The organism is Streptomyces sp. NPDC104307, from assembly GCF_055584045.1.
Window position 1 is genome coordinate 294068 of the sequence record NZ_JBVJMU010000007.1, and the last position, 17346, is coordinate 311413.

Sequence of the window (17346 nt, forward strand, 5' to 3'; positions counted from 1 at the left end):
GTGGACGTTCCGGAGTGGAAGTTCCGGGATGTCCGGGGCGCTCCGGTCCGATTTCGGGGGCTCCGCGTGTACAACTCTGCTGATATAGAGGCATATCGCCGGTCCGGCACGCCCAATACCCGGAAGCTCAAGTTCCGTTAACGTTAATTCGCGACGAACGGTGACGGAGTGGATGCGTTATGTGATGTGCTGGGGACCGACGCTGACAGTCAGCGCACCACATGTTGTTCCGGGGGCCGAGAGAGGGAAGCGCGTTATGGGGGCGGAGCAGATTCGTCGTTGGGAATCAGGTGCCCTCGCGCACGCGGTCACCGACCCCTTCGGGCAGGGGCCGCTGCCCTGGCTGCGCGGCAGCGAGAACTACTTCGACGACACCGGCCAGGTCGTGCCCTGGTACGCCGATCCGACGCTGCCCCGCGGCTCCACCGGCGGCGGCACCCGTACCGCCGACGACGTGCACCGGCAGATCAAGGGCTTCAGCTCCACCGGCGCGGCGGCCCCCGGCGAGGCGATCGACTTCCACATCACCGTGGACCCGCCCCAGCAGTTCTCCGTGGACATCTACCGCATCGGCCACTACGGGGGCGACGGCGCCGCGAAGATCACCACGAGTCCGCGGCTCTCCGGCATCGTCCAGCCCGCCCCCCTCACCGCCGACCGCACGGTGTCCTGCCACCACTGGTGGCAGTCCTGGCGGCTCCAGATCCCCGCCTACTGGTCGATCGGCGCCTACGTGGCCGTGCTCACGACGGTCGACGGATACCGCTCCCACATTCCGTTCACGGTCCGCGACGACCAGCCGGCCGACCTGCTCCTGATCCTCCCGGACATCACCTGGCAGGCATACAACCTCTACCCGGAGGACGGCCGTACGGGCGCAAGCCTCTACCACGCCTGGGACGAGCAGGGCCGGCTGCTGGGCGAGGAGGACGCGGCGGTCACCGTCTCCTTCGACCGCCCCTACGCGGGCGCGGGCCTCCCGCTGCACGTCGGCCATGCCTACGACTTCATCCGCTGGGCCGAGCGCTACGGCTACGACATCGCCTACGCCGACACCCGCGACCTGCACGCGGGCCGGATCGACCCGACCCGCTACCGGGGCCTGGTCTTCCCGGGCCATGACGAGTACTGGTCGGTTCCGATGCGGCGCACCACGGAACGCGCCCGCGACAACGGCACCTCCCTGGTCTTCCTCTCCGCCAACACCATGTACTGGCAGGTCAGCCTCACACCGTCGGCGTCCGGCGTCCCCGACCGGCTGCTCACCTGCCGCAAGCGGCGCGGCCCGGGAAAGCCCTCGCTCTGGCGCGAGGTCGACCGCGCCGAGCAGCAGCTCCTCGGCATCCAGTACGCGGGCCGGGTCCCCGACCCCCACCCCCTGGTCGTGCGGAACGCCGAGCACTGGCTGTGGGACGCGACCGGCGCGGGCGAGGGCGACGAGATCGACGGGCTGGTCGCGGGCGAGGCCGACCGCTACTTTCCGCGCACCACGCTTCCCGAGCACGACAACCGCATCCTGCTCGCCCACTCCCCGTACCAGGACAGCGAGGGCGTGACGCGGCACCAGGAGACGTCCCTCTACCGCGCCCCGTCCGGTGCGCTCGTCTTCGCCTCCGGCACCTTCGCCTGGTCCCCGGCGCTGGACCGCCCCGGCCATGTGGACCCGCGCATCCAGAAGGCCACCGCCAACCTCCTCGACCGCATCTGCAAGCGCGACTGAGGATCTACGACTGAGGGGCCCACCAAGCGTCCGGATCCCCGCCCGCCCGGATCTCCGCAGGCCCCCCGGGCCACCGGCGCGCCCGTCGTACCCCTCCGCAGCCGTCCGTACCCGGATACGGGACAATCGGAACGACTCCTGGATCAACCTACGCGGAGGCAGCGTGTCCGGATTTGTAGAAAAGCCCGAGCCCGTGCAGGTTCCGGGCCTTACCCACCTGCACACGGGCAAGGTGCGCGACCTGTACCGGAACGAGGCCGGTGACCTCGTCATGGTCGCCAGTGACCGGATCTCCGCGTACGACTGGGTGCTGCCCACCGAGATTCCGGACAAGGGCCGCGTGCTGACGCGGCTCTCGCTGTGGTGGTTCGACCAGCTCGCCGATCTCGTACCGAACCACGTGCTGTCCACGGAGCTGCCGCCCGGCGCCCCCGAGGACTGGGCCGGCCGCACCACGATCTGCAGGTCGCTGCGGATGGTTCCGGTCGAGTGCGTCGCACGCGGCTATCTGACGGGTTCCGGCCTGGTCGAGTACAACGCCTCGCGCACCGTCTGCGGCATCGGCCTCCCCGAGGGCCTCACGGACGGCTCCGAGCTGCCGGGGGCGATCTTCACCCCGGCCACCAAGGCGGCCGTCGGCGACCACGACGAGAACGTGAGCTACGAGGAAGTGGCCCACCAGGTCGGCACCGAGACCGCCGCGGCACTGCGCCGCACGACGCTGGACGTGTACGGCCGGGCCCGTGACATCGCACGCGAGCGCGGCATCGTCCTCGCGGACACCAAGTTCGAGTTCGGCTTCGCGCCCACCGCCGACGGCGGCGAGGAGCTGATCATCGCGGACGAGGTGCTGACCCCGGACTCCTCGCGCTTCTGGCCGGCCGCCACCTGGGAGCCGGGCCACGCGCAGCCCTCGTACGACAAGCAGTTCGTGCGCGACTGGCTGACGTCCCCGGCATCCGGCTGGGACCGCAGGAGCGAGCAGCCGCCGCCGGCGCTCCCGCAGGAGATCGTGGACGCGACCCGGGCCAAGTACCTGGAGGCGTACGAACTCCTCACCGGCACTCCCTGGACGTAACCGCCCCGAGACACCCAGAGGCGCACGAAAGAAGCCCCCGGCCGAAAGGCCGGGGGCTTCTTTCTTCTACGAGCGGACGACCAGGTTCGAACTGGCGACCTCAACCTTGGCAAGGTTGCGCTCTACCAACTGAGCTACGTCCGCAAGCGCCGAAGCGCGAGGACCACTATACCCAACCCCGCTCCCGTGCGAGACGCACCGCGGCATGACGGTTCTCGGCCCCCAGCTTCGAGGCCGCGGAGGAGAGGTAGTTCCGTACCGTCCCCTGCGACAGCGAGGCCCGCTCCGCGATCTCCGCGACCGGCGCCCCGTCCGCCGCCAGTTCCAGCACCTCGGCCTCGCGCACGGTCAGCGGCGAGTCCCCGGCCGCGATCGCGTCGGCCGCCAACTCCGGGTCCACGTAACGGTTGCCGGCGTGCACCGTGCGGATGATCCCGGCCAGCTGGCGGGCGCTGACGGTCTTCGGTACGAACGCCCGCACGCCCGCCGCGAGGGCGCGCTTCAGATGGCCGGGGCGGCCGTGACTGGTCACGATCATGGTGCGGCAGTCCGGGAGTTCGGACCGCAGGGATGTGGCGACGCTCACACCGTCCGCGCCCGGCATCTCCAGGTCCAGGACCGCCACATCGGGGCGGTGCGCACGGGCCATGGCGAGCGCCTCGGGCCCGGTCGCCGCCTCCGCGACCACCACCAGGTCGTCCTCCAGCGCGAGCAGAGCGGCGAGCGCGCCCCGGATCAGGTGCTCGTCGTCGGCGAGCAGCACCCGCACCGTGGTCATCGTCTTTCCTCCAGAGGGGCGGTACGGATCTCCGTGCGCGGGGTGTGCGAGGCGTGCGAGGCGTGCGAGGTGTGCGAGGCGTGCGAAGTACGCGCGGTAGGCGCGGTACGCGGAATTCTCGCCGTCAGCCGGAAGAGCCCGTCGCCCGCCGTCCCTGCGTCCAGCGAGCCGTCGAGCGAGCCGAGCCGTTCACGCAGTCCGGGCAGCCCGGTACCGCTTCCGTCGGTACCGCTTCCGTCGGTACCGCTCCCGTCCGTACCGCTCCCGTCCGTACTGCTTCCGCCCATCCCGCTTCCGTCCGAACCGCTCCCGACGGCGCCGTGCTCCCCCGAGCCGCTGTCCGAGGACGCGGGAGTCATCGGCGCGCCGTCGTTCTCCACGTCCAGCACCACCTCGTCGGCAGCGGCGGTGAGCCGGATCGTGCAGCGTCGGGGGTCGCCGTGCCGCAGCACGTTGGTGGCGGCCTCGCGCACCACCCAGCCGAGGGCGGCCTGCACGGGGGCGGCCAGGTCTGCGCCGCTGTCGCCCACCACCGCGCATTCGATGCCGGCCGCCCGCAACACGCCCTTGGCCCCGGCCAGTTCCGTACTCAGATCGGCCTCCCGGTATCCCCGTACGACATCGCGCACCTCCTGCTGGGAGGAGCGGGCGATCCGCTGCACCTCGACCATCTGGTCCACCGCCTCCGGCCTGCCGCGCCGGGCCAGTTCCATCGCCAGTTCGCTCTTGAGCGCGATGACGGCGAGATTGCGGCCCAGCACGTCGTGCATGTCCCGGCCGAACCGCAGCCGCTCCTCCGCGACGGCCAGCCGGGCCTGTACGTCCCGGGCCTCCTCCGCCTGCCACATCACGCTCAGGCTCCAGGCGCTCGGCCGGTAGGAGACCAGCACCAGCACACAGCCGAAGAGCGTGGCCGGCACCACTCCGGCCAGCACTCCGCCTCGTACCCCCGCTGCGGCGAGGACGCCGGTGGTCAGGGCGACGAGGGCGAGCGACTGGATCAGGAACGTACGGACCGGTACCAGCAGGACCTGCGTCATGACCAGCGCGAGCGGTACGTTCATGGCCATCATCAGCAGCCCCGGTGGGTCGATCCCGTCCACAGCGGCCAGCCCTGCCAGCAGCCCCAGCGCCACCAGCAGCAGGGCCAGCGGTGCCATCATCCGCCGCCGGGGAAACGTGGCGGTGCCGTTGTAATCGGCGCACGACGGCCGCACGTTGCGGTTGCTCAGCACGCACTGGGCCAGGCAGACCACGAGCAGGGCCAGTCCCAGCGTCAGCGGGAGCGGCGTGTGGCGGATGCCCGACGCGAACGGGGCCAGCTGCCACGACAGGGTGAAGATCCAGGGGATCGTCGACATGGTGAGCCGCGTGTACAGGTCGATCCGTTCCAGCTTGCTGCGTTCCTGCCAGCTCCGGCGCCAGCCACGTACGCGCGTCAACACGCCACCACATCCCTCAGCGTCGCGGATCCCAGCGGAACCACCGTCTGCCAGCAAACACCGCGAGCACAGTCCAGACCAACCCGGTCAGCGCGGCCCCCAGTAGCTCGGTGCCCGCCGTGCCGCCCAGCCAGCCGGCCCGTACGAGTGTCATCACGCCGGTCAGCGGCAGCAGCTCACACACCGACGCGATCCGGTCCGGAAGCACTTCCAGCGGTACGAAGAGCCCGGAGCCCGCCATCGAGACGAAGAACAGCGGGAGGGTCGTGAGCTGAGCCGTCTGCACGGTGCGGGTGATCGCTGAAGTGGCCGCGGCCAGTGCCGTCAGCAGCACCAGGCCCATCGCCAGCCCCAGCAGAAGCAGCTCGGGGCGTTCGGGGGCGCCGAGTCCGAGGAAGGCGGTACCGGCCACGATGATCAGCACGGTCTGCGTCAGGGCCAGGGCGCCCGCAGGCAGCGCGGTGCCGGTCAGGATCTCCCCGTCGGTGACCTCGCCGGTGCGCAGCCGCTTCAGCACCAGCTCCTCGCGCCGCGCCACATAGGTGGCGACCATGTTCATGTAGACGGCCTGGACCAGCACCGTTCCGATGCCGCCGGTGAGCGCCGCTCCGGCGACGGTCAGCCCGGTCCCGCCGAGGTCGATCTGCTCGAACGCCGATTTCATGGCCAGGACCATGGCGGCGGGCATGAGCAGGGCTACGAAGACCGCCGTCCGGTTGCGCAGGAGCAGCGTCAGTTCGGCCCGGCCGAGGGCGGTCAGCCTGCCCAGGACCGTGGTGGTGGCAGGGGAGCCGGTCGTCGTGGTGTTCGCGGGCGTCGTCACGGTCGTCATGCCGCAGCCACCTCTTCCGTCTTGTTGCCGTTGCCGTTGCCGTCGCTGTTGCCGTTGCTGTTGCCGGTTTCTTGCGCGTTCGCGTTCGCGGTCCCGCTCCTGGCCCCGGTCTCGTTCTCCGCCGCGGACCTCGCGATGTCGAGGAAGGCCTCTTCGAGCGAGGCCGACCGGGCGTCGAGCCCGGTGAGCCGGACGTCGGACTCCGTGGCCCAGCGCAGCAGTTCGGCCAGCGAATCCTGGAGGCGGTGGGTACGGATCTCGACCCGCGGTCCGTCGGCCGCGGCGCGCAGGCTCAGCGGCAGCTGCCCTGCCGCGATTCCGGCGGGGAGCTCGAACCGGATGCGGGACGGGCGCTCGGCGGTCACCTCCGCGGTGGTGCCCGAGGTCACGATCCGCCCCCGGTGCATGATCGCCAGCCGGTCGGCGAGCGCTTCGGCCTCCTCCAGGTAGTGCGTGGTGAGCAGCACGGTGATGCCGCCCTCCTGGAGCCGGCGCACCAGCGCCCAGGTGTCGCGCCGCCCCTCGGCGTCGAGGCCGGTGGTCGGCTCGTCGAGGAAGAGCACCTCGGGCCTGCCGAGCAGGGCCAGTGCCAGGTCCAGCCGCCGCCGCTCACCGCCGGAGAGCTGCTTGACCCGGACGCGCGCCCGGTGGCCGAGCCCGACCAGATCCAGGGCCTCGCCGGTGGGCCGGGCCCCGCTGGTGCATCCGGCCCACATCCGTACGGTCTCCGTGGTCGTCAGGTCGGAGGGGAAACCGCCCTCCTGGAGCATCACCCCGATCCGGGGGCGGACGGCGGCGCGTTCCTGGAACGGATCGTGGCCGAGCACCCGTACCGTGCCGCCGTCGGGGCGGGCCAGCCCTTCCAGCAGTTCGACGGTCGAGGTCTTGCCGGCGCCGTTCGTGCCGAGCAGGGCGAACAGCTCGCCGCGTGCCACGGAGAAGGAGACGCCGGTCACAGCCTCGAAGCCGCCCGCATAACTGCGTCGGACACCGTCCGCCTCGATCACGCACTCATGGGGAATTTCGTCGAAGGTCATGGCTCAAGGCTTCCTCCCGGACGGCGCCGGGAGCAGTGCGAGCTGTCATCGCAGTGCATGACAAACGTCATGGGGGAAAGACACACGAAGAAGTCCCCGACACACGAAGAAGTCCTCGACACACGAAGAAGCCCCCGATCAAAAGACCGGGGGCTTCTTGCTTCTACGAGCGGACGACCAGGTTCGAACTGGCGACCTCAACCTTGGCAAGGTTGCGCTCTACCAACTGAGCTACGTCCGCATTGCAACCACTCGGCTTTCACCGGTGGAGCGAGCACTACTCTACCCGATCCACCGGAGTGGTTGAGAAAGAGTGATGCAGAGCGGGTGACAGGAATTGCACACTGCGCCTTCCCCCTGGAAGGGGGATGTTCTACTACTGAACTACACCCGCACGCTGCTTGAGGTCCGGCTTTTCGGCCTTGCCCTTCGGCGTGCTCCAGACTCTAGCCGACCTGCGGGGGTGTCGCGCAAGTCGGCTCCCGCGAGGTGTCGTCGAAGCGGCCGGTGCCGGGCGTCGGGCGGCCCGCGTCAGGCGCCGGCCGCCCCGCGCTTCCGCTCAACTGGCTTCCTGGAACGCCTCGTAGACCTTCTTGGGAATCCGGCCGCGGGCCGGCACCTCCATCCGGTGCGAGCGGGCCCAGGCGCGTACGGCCGCCGGGTCGGGCGCGAGCGAGGTGTGCCGGTACGAGACGGGAACCTTGCCGTGCTTGCTGGCGTTTGTCTGCTTTCGGCCGGCCGCCACGTACGGGGCCAGGGCCTTGCGCAGTTTCTTTGCATTGGACGGATTGAGGTCGATCTCGTACGACTTCCCGTCCAGCGCGAAGGTGACCGTTTCCGCTGCCGCTCCCCCGTCGATGTCGTCGGAGAGTGTGACCACTACGCGCTGCGCCACGGATATCGGTCCTTTCCTGCGGCATCTGCACGTCTGACATGCGCGGATGCCGGCCTTCCGGCTGTGAGCGCGGATGAGGGCCGACTGTTGCCGGCCGTTCCGGGGCAATACTGCTTTCCCCGCTAATCATTTGTACAGCGATGAGTACCGCATTGTGAAGCCCACCCAATTACGTGCGCGTGTCAGTCTGCTATCTGTGCGGCTGGTGGGGATTTTTGTCGCAGGATTTTCCGCATCTGCTGTGACATCCGCCGCCGCATCTGCCGTGACATCCGCTGCCGCGTCCGCCGCGACATCCGTCCTGACATCTGGCGTGGCACCCGCCGTGACATCTGCTGTCCATATCCCGGCGTGATCAGGGGCGTCCGATATCTACCCGCGTAGAATTTCGGGACAGGTACGCTGAGAGGACCTGCGGGGGTCCTGGGGAACCCCCCGGAGAAACAGCCGCACCACACCACCACACCGGGAGTGCCAGTGGCACGCGTCGTAGTCGACGTCATGCTCAAGCCCGAGATCCTCGACCCGCAGGGACAGGCTGTGCAGCGTGCGCTGCCCCGTCTCGGCTTCGAGGGAATCGCGGACGTACGTCAGGGAAAGCGTTTCGAGCTGGAGATCGAGGGGCCGGTCGACGAGGCCGCCCTCAGCCGTATTCACGAGATGGCCGAGACGTTCCTCGCCAACACCGTCATCGAGGACTTCACCGTGAAGGTGGAGAAGGCCGAGGAGTCGAAGTGACTGCTCGTATCGGAGTCGTCACCTTTCCGGGCACCCTCGACGACCAGGACAGCCTTCGGGCCGTACGGGTCGCCGGCGCCGAACCCGTATCGCTGTGGCACCGCGACAAGGATCTGCACCAGGTCGACGCGGTCATCCTGGCGGGCGGTTTCTCCTACGGCGACTATCTGCGGGCCGGAGCCATCTCCCGCTTCTCGCCGGTCATGGAGACGGTGATCGAGCAGGCGAAGGCGGGCATGCCGGTTCTCGGCATCTGCAACGGCTTCCAGATTCTGACCGAGGCACACCTGCTGCCCGGCGCGATGCTGCGCAACAACCACCTGCACTTCATCTGCCGCGACCAGAAGCTGCGCGTCGAGAACGCCGGTACCGCCTGGACCTCGGACTACTCCGAGGGCCAGGAGATCTCCGTACCGCTCAAGAACATGGACGGCCGCTACACCGCCGACGAGCACACGCTCGACGAGCTGGAGGCGGAGGGCCGCGTCGCGTTCCGTTACGTGGATGCCAACCCCAACGGCTCACTGCGCGACATCGCCGGCATCACCAACGCCGCGGGCAACGTCGTCGGTCTGATGCCGCACCCGGAGCACGCCGTCGAGCCGCTGATCGGCACCGGTCGCACCGACGGTCTCGGTTTCTTCACCTCGATCATCAAGAAGCTGGTCAACGCATGAGCCTGGACACGGTCAAGCACGCGGCCGAAACCCCGGACACCGAGCAGCCCTGGAAGGAGCTCGGCCTCAAGGAGGACGAGTACGCCCGGGTCCGCGAGATCCTGGGCCGCCGGCCCACCGGCGCCGAGCTCGCCATGTACTCCGTGATGTGGTCCGAGCACTGCTCCTACAAGAGCAGCAAGGTCCACCTCAAGCAGTTCGGCGAGAAGGTCCCCGCCAACGACGCGATGCTCGTCGGCATCGGTGAGAACGCCGGTGTGGTCGACGTCGGCCAGGGTTACGCGGTCACCTTCAAGGTCGAGTCGCACAACCACCCGTCCTACATCGAGCCCTACCAGGGCGCGGCCACCGGCGTCGGCGGCATCGTCCGCGACATCCTCGCCATGGGTGCCCGCCCGATCGCGGTCGTCGACCCGCTGCGCTTCGGCGCGGCCGACCACCCCGACACCCGGCGGGTCCTGCCGGGCATCGTCGCGGGCATCGGCGGCTACGGGAACTGCCTCGGCCTGCCGAACATCGGCGGCGAGGTCGTCTTCGACGCCTGCTACCAAGGCAACCCGCTCGTCAACGCCGGCTGCATCGGCGTGATGAAGCACGAGGACATCCACCTGGCCCAGGCCTCCGGCCCCGGCAACAAGGTGATCCTCTACGGCGCCCGCACCGGCGGCGACGGCATCGGCGGCGTCTCCGTGCTCGCCTCGGAGACCTTCGACGACACCAAGCCCACCAAGCGGCCCGCCGTCCAGGTCGGTGACCCCTTCCAGGAGAAGCTCCTCATCGAGTGCACCCTGGAGATCTTCAAGGAGAAGCTCGTCGCGGGCATCCAGGACCTCGGCGGCGCCGGGCTCTCCTGCGCCACGAGCGAGCTGGCCTCCGCGGGCTCCGGCGGCATGCGCGTCGAGCTGGACACCGTGCCGCTGCGCGACTCCTCCCTCTCGCCCGAGGAAATCCTCATGAGCGAGTCGCAGGAGCGCATGTGCGCGATCGTCGAGCCGCAGCACGTGGACCGCTTCATGGAGATCTGCGAGAAGTGGGACGTCATCGCCACCGTCATCGGTGAGGTGACCGAGGGCTCGCAGCTGGAGATCTTCTGGCACGGCGAACAGATCGTGGACGTGCCGCCGAGGTCCGTCGCCCACGAGGGCCCGACGTACCACCGCCCGTTCGCCCGCCCGTCCTGGCAGGACGCGCTCCAGGCCGACGACGCCGGAAAGCTGGCCCGCCCGGCGAACGGCGCGGAGCTGCGCGAGCAGGTCCTCCAGCTGGTCGCCTCGCCGAACCAGGCGTCGAAGTCCTGGATCACGGACCAGTACGACCGGTTCGTGCAGGGCAACACCGTGCTCGCGATGCCCGAGGACGCCGGAATGGTCCGCATCGACGAGGAGTCCAACCTCGGCGTGGCCATGGCGACCGACGGCAACGGCCGGTACGCGAAGCTCGACCCGTACACCGGCGCGCAGCTCGCGCTGGCCGAGTCGTACCGCAACGTCGCCGCCTCCGGCGCCAAGCCGCTCGCCATCTCGGACTGCCTGAACTTCGGTTCGCCCGAGGACCCGGACGTCATGTGGCAGTTCGCCGAGGCCACCCGCGGTCTGGCGGACGGCTGCCTGGAGCTGGGCACCCCGGTCACCGGCGGCAACGTGTCGCTGTACAACCAGACCGGTGAGACGGCGATCCACCCGACGCCGGTCGTGGCCGTGCTCGGCGTGATCGACGATGTCACCCGGCGCACGCCGGTCGCGTTCAAGGAAGAGGGCCAGCTCCTCTACCTGCTGGGCGAGACGCACGAGGAGTTCGGCGGCTCGGCCTGGTCCGAGGTCGTCCACCAGCACCTCGGCGGCATGCCGCCCAAGGTCGACCTGGGCCGCGAGAAGCTGCTCGGCGAGATCCTGATCTCGGCCTCCCGCGACGGCATGATCGACGCGGCGCACGACCTGTCCGACGGCGGTCTGATCCAGGCGGTGACCGAGTCCTGCCTGCGCGGCGGGAAGGGCGCCCGGCTGGTCGTGCCGGACGGCCTGGACACGTTCACCTTCCTGTTCTCCGAGTCGGCCGGACGCGCGATCGTCTCGGTCCCGCGCAGCGAGGAGCTCCGCTTCAACGACATGTGCGGGGCGCGGGGCCTGCCCGTGACCCGGATCGGTGTCGTGGACGGCGAGGAGATCGAGATCCAGGGCGAGTTCAGCATTCCGCTGAGCGAGCTGCGTACGGCGCACGAGGGGACGATCCCCGCGCTGCTTGCCTGATCCCACCGCTGCTCACCGCTGCTCATAGCGCGCGAAAGCCCCCGCCCGGTCTGCCGGGCGGGGGCTTTCGCGCGCCGGGTGTTCTCCGGCGGACAAGGTCCCCAGCCACGGGGTGCACGCCTGTGGGCAGACGTACGCGAGCGACATCGTGGCCGCGCTCTGTGGCCCGTCGCCCGGCGCAACCACCACTTCCCGGCCTTCGGGGCTCCGGGTGCGGGCGGGGGAGAGGCTCCGGGCCGGGCAGCCTCTCGCCGAGTGCGGAAACTCCGGGAATTCCACCGAACCGCATGTACATTTCCCGCTGATGGACGATCCGGACCTGGATGTGGCGGTCGGAATTCCATTCACCTGGCGGGGTGTGGGCGTTCCTCCCAACGGCGAGATATTCACGGCCGGGGCAGCTGCTCACGGAACTCCCGCCGGAGAATCGGGCCGGGCAATCGGGAGGGGCTCAGGCCTCCTGAGCCCGGACGGCCCCGGGCAGCCGGGTGGCCAGGAACGCCGCGATGATCATCACGCCGGTGGCGCAGCAGAACACCACGTCGGTCGACGAGGTGAAGGCGTGCAGCGCCTGCTGGTGGGCGGCCCCCGTCAGCTCGCTGATCCCGCCGGCCGGGCCGCCCGGTCCGCAGGACGCGTACACCCGGCTCAGCACGGTGCCGAAGATGGCCGCCCCCAGGGCGCTGCCGAGGGTCTGGAAGAACCGGACTCCGGTGGTGGCCACGCCCAGTTGGTGAGCCGGGGCGGTGTCCTGGACCAGCTGGATGAGCTGTCCGACCAGCTGGCCGAAGCCCAGTCCCATCAACAGCATCGCACCACGCACCGTCCACAGGCTGGTGTCCGTGGTGAGGGTGGCGAGCAGGCCGAGGGCTGCGGAGGCCACGACCGTGCCACTGACGACGAAGGTCTTCTGCGACCAGCCGGCCGCGACGAGACGTCCGGAGACGAGACCGACCACCGCCATGCCGGCGGCCATCGGGATCAGGAAGAGCCCGGCCGAGGACGCGGCGACACCCCGTACGACCTGGAGGCAGATCATGACGTAGACGATCGAGCCCATCATCGCGGCGCCGACCAGCCCCTGGATGGCGAAGCCGTTCCGCATGGCCCGGACGGTGAACAGGGAGAGCGGAAGGATCGGTTCGGCCGCGGTCGCCTGGCGCCACAGGAAGAGCCCGAGGCAGACGGCGGTGGTGGCGAGCAGGCCCGCGATCAGCGGCGAGGACCAGGCGTACTGCTGCCCGCCCCACTCGGTGACCAGGAGCAGTGCGGTGGAGAAGGCGGCGGCGAGCCCGGCACCGAGGAAGTCGATGCGGCGACGCGTGGTGCGGGCGGGAAGCCTCAGCAGGATGATGGCCGCGACCAGCACGGCGATGCCGACCGGAAGGTTGACGTAGAAGATCCACCGCCACCCGGCGTGGTCGGAGAGGGTCCCGCCGATCCAGGGCCCGAGTGCCATTCCCGCCCCGGCGATGACACCGCCGATGTTGCCGCCCTTCTCGCCCCCGGCCTTGCCGTTGGCCTCGGCCTCGGCATCGGCCTTCGGCGGTGCTGCGAGTTCGCGCAGGACGACCATGGTGACGCTCATCAGACCGCCGCCACCGATGCCCTGGAGGGCGCGGGCGGCGATCAACTCGCCCATGGACTGGGCCATTCCGCACACGGCCGATCCGGCCAGAAAGGTGGCGAGCGCACCGATGAACACGTTCTTCGAGCCGAGTGAGTCGCAGAGCTTCCCGTACAGGGGGAGCGCGGCGGTCGCGGCGAGCTGGTAGCCGGCGATCAACCAGGCGATCCGGTCGACGCCGTGGACGGGATCGAGGTCGCGGACGATCGGCACGGTCGCCGAGGAAACGATGTTCGAGTCGAGCACGGCCAGCAGGATCGTGGTGATGCAGAGGACGAAGCCGATCGTGCGGTTCCGGGCGGCGGACCGTCGGCCGCCGGTCCGGGAGGCTCCTGCGGCTCCTGCGGCTCCTGCGGCTCCTGCGGCTCCGGCAGCACGTCCGGCCTGTGTCCCGGTCTCGGGCATCGTCTTTTCGGGCATGGCGGTGCTCCCCTCCGGAGCGGCATGGCGCCGCTGTGGTCGGCACCACTCTCTCCATATAAATATACCGAGTCAAGTTTTCGGCCGAGATTAAGTTTCATCCTGGTACACTCATGTCATGACCGAGGGGCTGAGCCTGCGCGAGCGCAAGAAGATCCAGACGCGACGCCGTCTGCTGAGCGAGGCCACGAAGCTCTTCACCGAGCGCGGCTTCGACCAGGTCTCGGTCGCGGAGATCGCTGAAGCGGCCGACGTATCGAAGATGACGGTCTTCAACTACTTCGACAGCAAGGAGCACCTGGTCTTCGCGCCGATGGAGGAACACATCGGTGACGTCGCTCGGGTGGTGCGGGACCGGGAGCCCGGCGAGTCCGCGGTGGCCGCCGTGCGCCGTCACTTCCTGACCGCCCTCGGAAACCGGGACGCCTCGGTGGGGATGAGCGATTCGCCGGTGGCGCTCGGGATCCTTCAGCTGATCCAGCAGACGCCCTCACTGCTCACCCGGGCCCATGCCTTCTTCGTCCTCTCCTTCGATCAGCTGACCGACGTACTGGTCGAGGAGGGTGAGGAGCCGGCGATCGCGTGCATCGTGGCGTCCCAGCTCATCGGCACCCGCAACGCCCTGATCACCGAGAACCACCGGCGGCTGCTGGCCGGGGAGTCGGTCGAGGAGATCGCCGCGGACGCCGTGGTGATCGCCGGGCGCGGGTTCGACCTGCTCGAAAAGGGGCTGGGCGACTATGCGACCCGGCCCCAGGGCGACATCTGAGTCCCGCCGGAAGTCCCGAGCCAGGTCTCGCGCCAAGTCCCGGGCCCAGCACCGTGCCAAGTCCCGTGCCAAGCCCCGGCAGGGCCCGGGGGTGAGGCCGTAGGCTCCTCGTCATGCCGCCGTCCCAGAAGCGCGCCCGCCGCTACGACCCGGCCAGGACCCGCACCGCGGTCCTGGCGCAGTTCGCCCATGTACGAGCAACCGTCGGCGCCCTGACGGCCCAGCAGCTGGAGGGTCCGAGTGGCCTCGGCAGCTGGACGGTGCGTGAGCTGGCCGTCCATCTGACCATGGCGCTCTCGCACGTCAGCCGGAACCTGGAGCTCCCCGAGCCGGCCCTCGCCAAGCCCGAGGTCACGCTCCTGGAGTGGCCGTTCTCCACCGCCGGGCGGGCCGAGCGGATCGCGTACGACACGGCGGAGTCGGCTGCGGACCACCCGGATGTGGACGCGCTGTACGGGGAGGTGGCGGACCGCTTCGAGGCGCTCGTGGCCGATGCCTCCGACGACCGCTTGCTGCCCACCCGGGTCGGCGTGATGCGGCTCGGGGACTTCCTGGTCACCCGGACCGTGGAGCTGGTCGTCCACACGTACGACCTCAACGAGGCGGCCGGGCTCGGTATCCCCTACGACCGCCAGGCCCTTGCCGCCTGCACCCGGTTGCTGGCCGACGCCCTGGCGGAGAAGGCGCCGGGCGGTTCGGTCGAGGTGCGGGTCCCGCCGTTCGCCGTCGTCCAGTGCGTCCAGGGCCCGAAGCACACCAGGGGCACCCCGCCCAACGTCGTCGAGACCGATCCGGTCACCTGGTTCCGACTGGCCACCGGCCGGACGCGGTGGGCGCAGGCCCTCGACGCGGCGAAGGTCAGCGCCAGCGGCGAACGGGCCGACCTCGCCGCCCTGCTGCCGCTCATGGGCTGACTACCTGAGGAGCCGGGAGGGGCCGGGCGGCCGGACTACCTGGCAACAGGACGACCGGACGGTCCGACCGGCCGACGTGAACCGGATCAGCCAGACCGGCCACGGCTGGTTCGAGACCGACCGCCCGGTCTGCAACGTCACGACCGCAGAGGCTCTCCCGGAAACCGGAAGCCGGAAGCCGGAAGCCGGAGCCCCGTGCACCCCGCCCCAACCCAGATGCCGCATACCGGCCTCCGCGCAGGCTCCACGCGGCCCCCGCGCAGGCTCCACGCAGCCTCCCTACAGGCCACGCGCAGGTGTCCCGGTGTGAGGCTCGCCACGAAACGAGCGTTCGGCCACCCCCTCGAACGGCACCCGGGAGCGGCTAACGGAGTGCCACGATCCGGTCAGCCGGGTCCCGGGCCGGCTGGCCGGAACCGGTCGGTAATCCGCCGCTGATCCGGGCGATGACTGTCCTGCAGCCCTCGGCGCCCGCCACCGGCCCTCACGCGACGATCACCCTGCGTGACCGGTCCTGTGGTGCTCGGAGGCGGCTGCGAGGGCATCCGCCCCGGGCCCCGGCCGGGTATCCCCATTCGGACCAGTGGTCGATCTCGCCTACACTCGGTGGCGTGCCTCGTGGTGATGGACGACTCAACCACGACCTGCTCCCCGGAGAGAAAGGCCCCCAGGACGCTTGCGGCGTCTTCGGTGTCTGGGCTCCGGGCGAAGAGGTCGCCAAGCTCACCTATTTCGGACTGTATGCCCTGCAGCACCGTGGACAGGAGTCCGCGGGCATCGCAGTGAGCAACGGGTCCCAGATCCTGGTCTTCAAGGACATGGGACTGGTCTCGCAGGTCTTCGACGAAACTTCTCTGGGATCACTCCAGGGCCATATCGCGGTCGGTCATGCCCGCTACTCCACCACCGGTGCCTCGGTGTGGGAGAACGCGCAGCCGACGTTCCGTGCGACCGCGCACGGCTCGATCGCCCTGGGTCACAACGGCAACCTGGTCAATACGGCCCAGCTCGCCGAGATGGTCGCAGACCTCCCGCGCAAGGACGGCCGGGCCACTCAGGTCGCCGCGACCAACGACACCGATCTGGTGACCGCGCTGCTCGCCGGCCAGACCGACGACGACGGCAAGCCGCTCACCATCGAGGACGCGGCCACCAAGGTGCTTCCCGAGGTGAAGGGCGCCTTCTCCCTCGTTTTCATGGATGAGCACACCCTCTACGCCGCCCGTGACCCGCAGGGCATCCGCCCGCTGGTGCTCGGCCGGCTGGAGCGCGGCTGGGTGGTGGCCTCCGAGTCCGCCGCCCTCGACATCTGCGGCGCCAGCTTCGTCCGCGAGATCGAGCCCGGTGAGCTCGTCGCCATCGACGAGAACGGCCTGCGCACCTCCCGGTTCGCGGAAGCGAAGCCCAAGGGCTGCGTCTTCGAGTACGTGTACCTGGCCCGCCCCGACACCGACATCGCCGGGCGGAACGTCTACCTCTCGCGCGTGGAGATGGGCCGCAAGCTGGCGGCGGAGGCCCCGGTCGAGGCCGATCTGGTCATAGCGACGCCGGAATCCGGCACCCCCGCCGCGGTCGGTTACGCGGAGGCCAGCGGAATCCCGTTCGGCGTCGGGCTGGTCAAGAACGCCTACGTCGGCCGGACCTTCATCCAGCCTTCGCAGACCATCCGGCAGCTGGGCATCCGGCTCAAGCTGAACCCGCTCAAGGAAGTCATCAAGGGCAAGCGCCTGGTGGTCGTCGACGACTCGATCGTCCGAGGCAACACCCAGCGCGCGCTGGTCCGGATGCTCCGCGAGGCGGGCGCCGCCGAGATCCACATCCGGATCTCGTCCCCGCCGGTGAAGTGGCCGTGCTTCTTCGGCATCGACTTCGCGACCCGCGCCGAGCTGATCGCCAACGGCATGTCGGTCGACGAGATCGCCAAGTCGATGGGGGCCGACTCGCTCTCGTACATCTCGATCGACGCGATGATCGAGGCGACGACGATCGACAAGCCGAATCTCTGCCGCGCCTGCTTCGACGGCGAGTACCCGATGGAGCTTCCGGACCCGGAGCTGCTCGGCAAGCAGCTGCTGGAGACCGAGCTGGCGGCAGGCCCTGCGGCGACCGCCGCGGCCGACGCGCTGCGCCGTCCGTGATCCGGACCGTCCGGCAGCCTTCCCACCAGCCCCGT

Annotated in this window: 14 protein-coding genes, 3 tRNA genes and 1 pseudogene; 9 read left to right on the forward strand and 9 right to left on the reverse strand. The window is 69.8% G+C overall.

Going from position 1 to position 17346, the window contains the following annotated elements:
* The first annotated feature begins 256 nt into the window (after positions 1-256).
* Positions 257-1720: a N,N-dimethylformamidase beta subunit family domain-containing protein gene (locus ACZ601_RS20730; protein ID WP_469539945.1), complete on the forward strand. Its 1464-nt coding sequence runs from the start codon at positions 257-259 to the stop codon at positions 1718-1720.
* Between the two features lie 163 nt (positions 1721-1883).
* Positions 1884-2798 (forward strand): phosphoribosylaminoimidazolesuccinocarboxamide synthase, encoded by a 915-nt coding sequence (locus tag ACZ601_RS20735; protein WP_469539948.1) that lies wholly within the window; start codon positions 1884-1886, stop codon positions 2796-2798.
* Positions 2799-2869: 71 nt separating this feature from the next.
* Here ACZ601_RS20735 and ACZ601_RS20740 read toward each other — a convergent pair.
* The 8 genes from ACZ601_RS20740 to ACZ601_RS20775 all read right to left on the reverse strand — a co-directional run bounded on the left by ACZ601_RS20740 (position 2870) and on the right by ACZ601_RS20775 (position 7782).
* Positions 2870-2942 (reverse strand) — tRNA-Gly (locus tag ACZ601_RS20740).
* 22 nt (positions 2943-2964) lie between these two features.
* A complete protein-coding gene (locus ACZ601_RS20745) occupies positions 2965-3576 on the reverse strand; it encodes a response regulator (protein WP_469539950.1) in 612 nt (203 codons plus the stop codon).
* Positions 3573-5021 carry a sensor histidine kinase gene (locus ACZ601_RS20750; RefSeq protein WP_469539954.1) on the reverse strand — a complete coding sequence of 483 codons (1449 nt, stop codon included), beginning with the start codon at positions 5019-5021 and terminating at the stop codon, positions 3573-3575. The genes ACZ601_RS20745 and ACZ601_RS20750 overlap by 4 nt, the downstream gene beginning before the upstream one ends.
* Positions 5022-5034: 13 nt before the next feature.
* The gene (locus ACZ601_RS20755; protein WP_469539957.1) at positions 5035-5850 is read right to left on the reverse strand and encodes an ABC transporter permease; all 816 of its coding nucleotides are present in this window, start codon (positions 5848-5850) and stop codon (positions 5035-5037) included.
* Complete coding sequence (locus tag ACZ601_RS20760; RefSeq protein ID WP_469539959.1) at positions 5847-6887, reverse strand: ABC transporter ATP-binding protein; 1041 nt, start codon at positions 6885-6887, stop codon at positions 5847-5849. Before ACZ601_RS20760 ends, ACZ601_RS20755 begins: the two co-directional genes overlap by 4 nt.
* A gap of 168 nt (positions 6888-7055) precedes the next feature.
* Positions 7056-7128, reverse strand: a tRNA-Gly gene (locus tag ACZ601_RS20765).
* 81 nt (positions 7129-7209) lie between these two features.
* A tRNA-Gly gene (locus ACZ601_RS20770) sits at positions 7210-7281 on the reverse strand.
* Positions 7282-7446: 165 nt separating this feature from the next.
* Positions 7447-7782, reverse strand: coding sequence for a histone-like nucleoid-structuring protein Lsr2 (locus tag ACZ601_RS20775; RefSeq protein WP_199884437.1), 336 nt, complete (start codon positions 7780-7782; stop codon positions 7447-7449).
* A gap of 471 nt (positions 7783-8253) precedes the next feature.
* Between ACZ601_RS20775 and purS the strand changes: the two genes are divergently transcribed.
* The 4 genes and pseudogenes from purS to ACZ601_RS20795 all read left to right on the forward strand — a co-directional run.
* Positions 8254-8520 (forward strand): phosphoribosylformylglycinamidine synthase subunit PurS, encoded by a 267-nt coding sequence (gene purS, locus ACZ601_RS20780; protein WP_311304249.1) that lies wholly within the window; start codon positions 8254-8256, stop codon positions 8518-8520.
* Positions 8517-9197, forward strand: a complete 681-nt coding sequence (gene purQ / locus ACZ601_RS20785) for a phosphoribosylformylglycinamidine synthase subunit PurQ (protein ID WP_469539962.1) — start codon at positions 8517-8519, stop codon at positions 9195-9197. The genes purS and purQ overlap by 4 nt, the downstream gene beginning before the upstream one ends.
* The gene (gene purL / locus ACZ601_RS20790) at positions 9194-11443 is read left to right on the forward strand and encodes a phosphoribosylformylglycinamidine synthase subunit PurL (protein WP_440574933.1); all 2250 of its coding nucleotides are present in this window, start codon (positions 9194-9196) and stop codon (positions 11441-11443) included. The genes purQ and purL overlap by 4 nt, the downstream gene beginning before the upstream one ends.
* A gap of 82 nt (positions 11444-11525) precedes the next feature.
* A pseudogene (locus ACZ601_RS20795) lies at positions 11526-11843 on the forward strand (M23 family metallopeptidase); the annotation flags it as partial.
* A gap of 51 nt (positions 11844-11894) precedes the next feature.
* On the opposite strand, the gene ACZ601_RS20800 reads toward ACZ601_RS20795, so the two are convergent.
* On the reverse strand, positions 11895-13475 hold the full coding sequence (locus ACZ601_RS20800; RefSeq protein WP_469540101.1) for an MFS transporter: 1581 nt from the start codon (positions 13473-13475) through the stop codon (positions 11895-11897).
* A 133-nt stretch (positions 13476-13608) separates the two neighbouring features.
* On the opposite strand from ACZ601_RS20800, the gene ACZ601_RS20805 reads away from it, so the two are divergent.
* From ACZ601_RS20805 to purF, 3 genes are all read left to right on the forward strand, one after another.
* Positions 13609-14259, forward strand: coding sequence for a TetR/AcrR family transcriptional regulator (locus tag ACZ601_RS20805; protein ID WP_440574931.1), 651 nt, complete (start codon positions 13609-13611; stop codon positions 14257-14259).
* Between the two features lie 113 nt (positions 14260-14372).
* Positions 14373-15173: a maleylpyruvate isomerase family mycothiol-dependent enzyme gene (locus ACZ601_RS20810; RefSeq protein ID WP_469539965.1), complete on the forward strand. Its 801-nt coding sequence runs from the start codon at positions 14373-14375 to the stop codon at positions 15171-15173.
* Positions 15174-15784: 611 nt separating this feature from the next.
* Positions 15785-17311 (forward strand): amidophosphoribosyltransferase, encoded by a 1527-nt coding sequence (gene purF / locus ACZ601_RS20815; RefSeq protein WP_327338096.1) that lies wholly within the window; start codon positions 15785-15787, stop codon positions 17309-17311.
* Positions 17312-17346: the final 35 nt, after the last annotated feature.

What these genes read in the sequence shown, in the direction of transcription:
- ACZ601_RS20730 (WP_469539945.1), top strand. Translation starts at nt 257, where the DNA reads ATGGGGGCGGAGCAGATTCGTCGTTGGGAATCAGGTGCCCTCGCGCAC.
- ACZ601_RS20745 (WP_469539950.1), bottom strand. Translation starts at nt 3,576, where the DNA reads ATGACCACGGTGCGGGTGCTGCTCGCCGACGACGAGCACCTGATCCGG.
- ACZ601_RS20755 (WP_469539957.1), bottom strand. Translation starts at nt 5,850, where the DNA reads ATGACGACCGTGACGACGCCCGCGAACACCACGACGACCGGCTCCCCT.
- ACZ601_RS20760 (WP_469539959.1), bottom strand. Translation starts at nt 6,887, where the DNA reads ATGACCTTCGACGAAATTCCCCATGAGTGCGTGATCGAGGCGGACGGT.
- purL (WP_440574933.1), top strand. Translation starts at nt 9,194, where the DNA reads ATGAGCCTGGACACGGTCAAGCACGCGGCCGAAACCCCGGACACCGAG.
- ACZ601_RS20800 (WP_469540101.1), bottom strand. Translation starts at nt 13,475, where the DNA reads ATGCCCGAGACCGGGACACAGGCCGGACGTGCTGCCGGAGCCGCAGGA.
- ACZ601_RS20805 (WP_440574931.1), top strand. Translation starts at nt 13,609, where the DNA reads ATGACCGAGGGGCTGAGCCTGCGCGAGCGCAAGAAGATCCAGACGCGA.
- ACZ601_RS20810 (WP_469539965.1), top strand. Translation starts at nt 14,373, where the DNA reads ATGCCGCCGTCCCAGAAGCGCGCCCGCCGCTACGACCCGGCCAGGACC.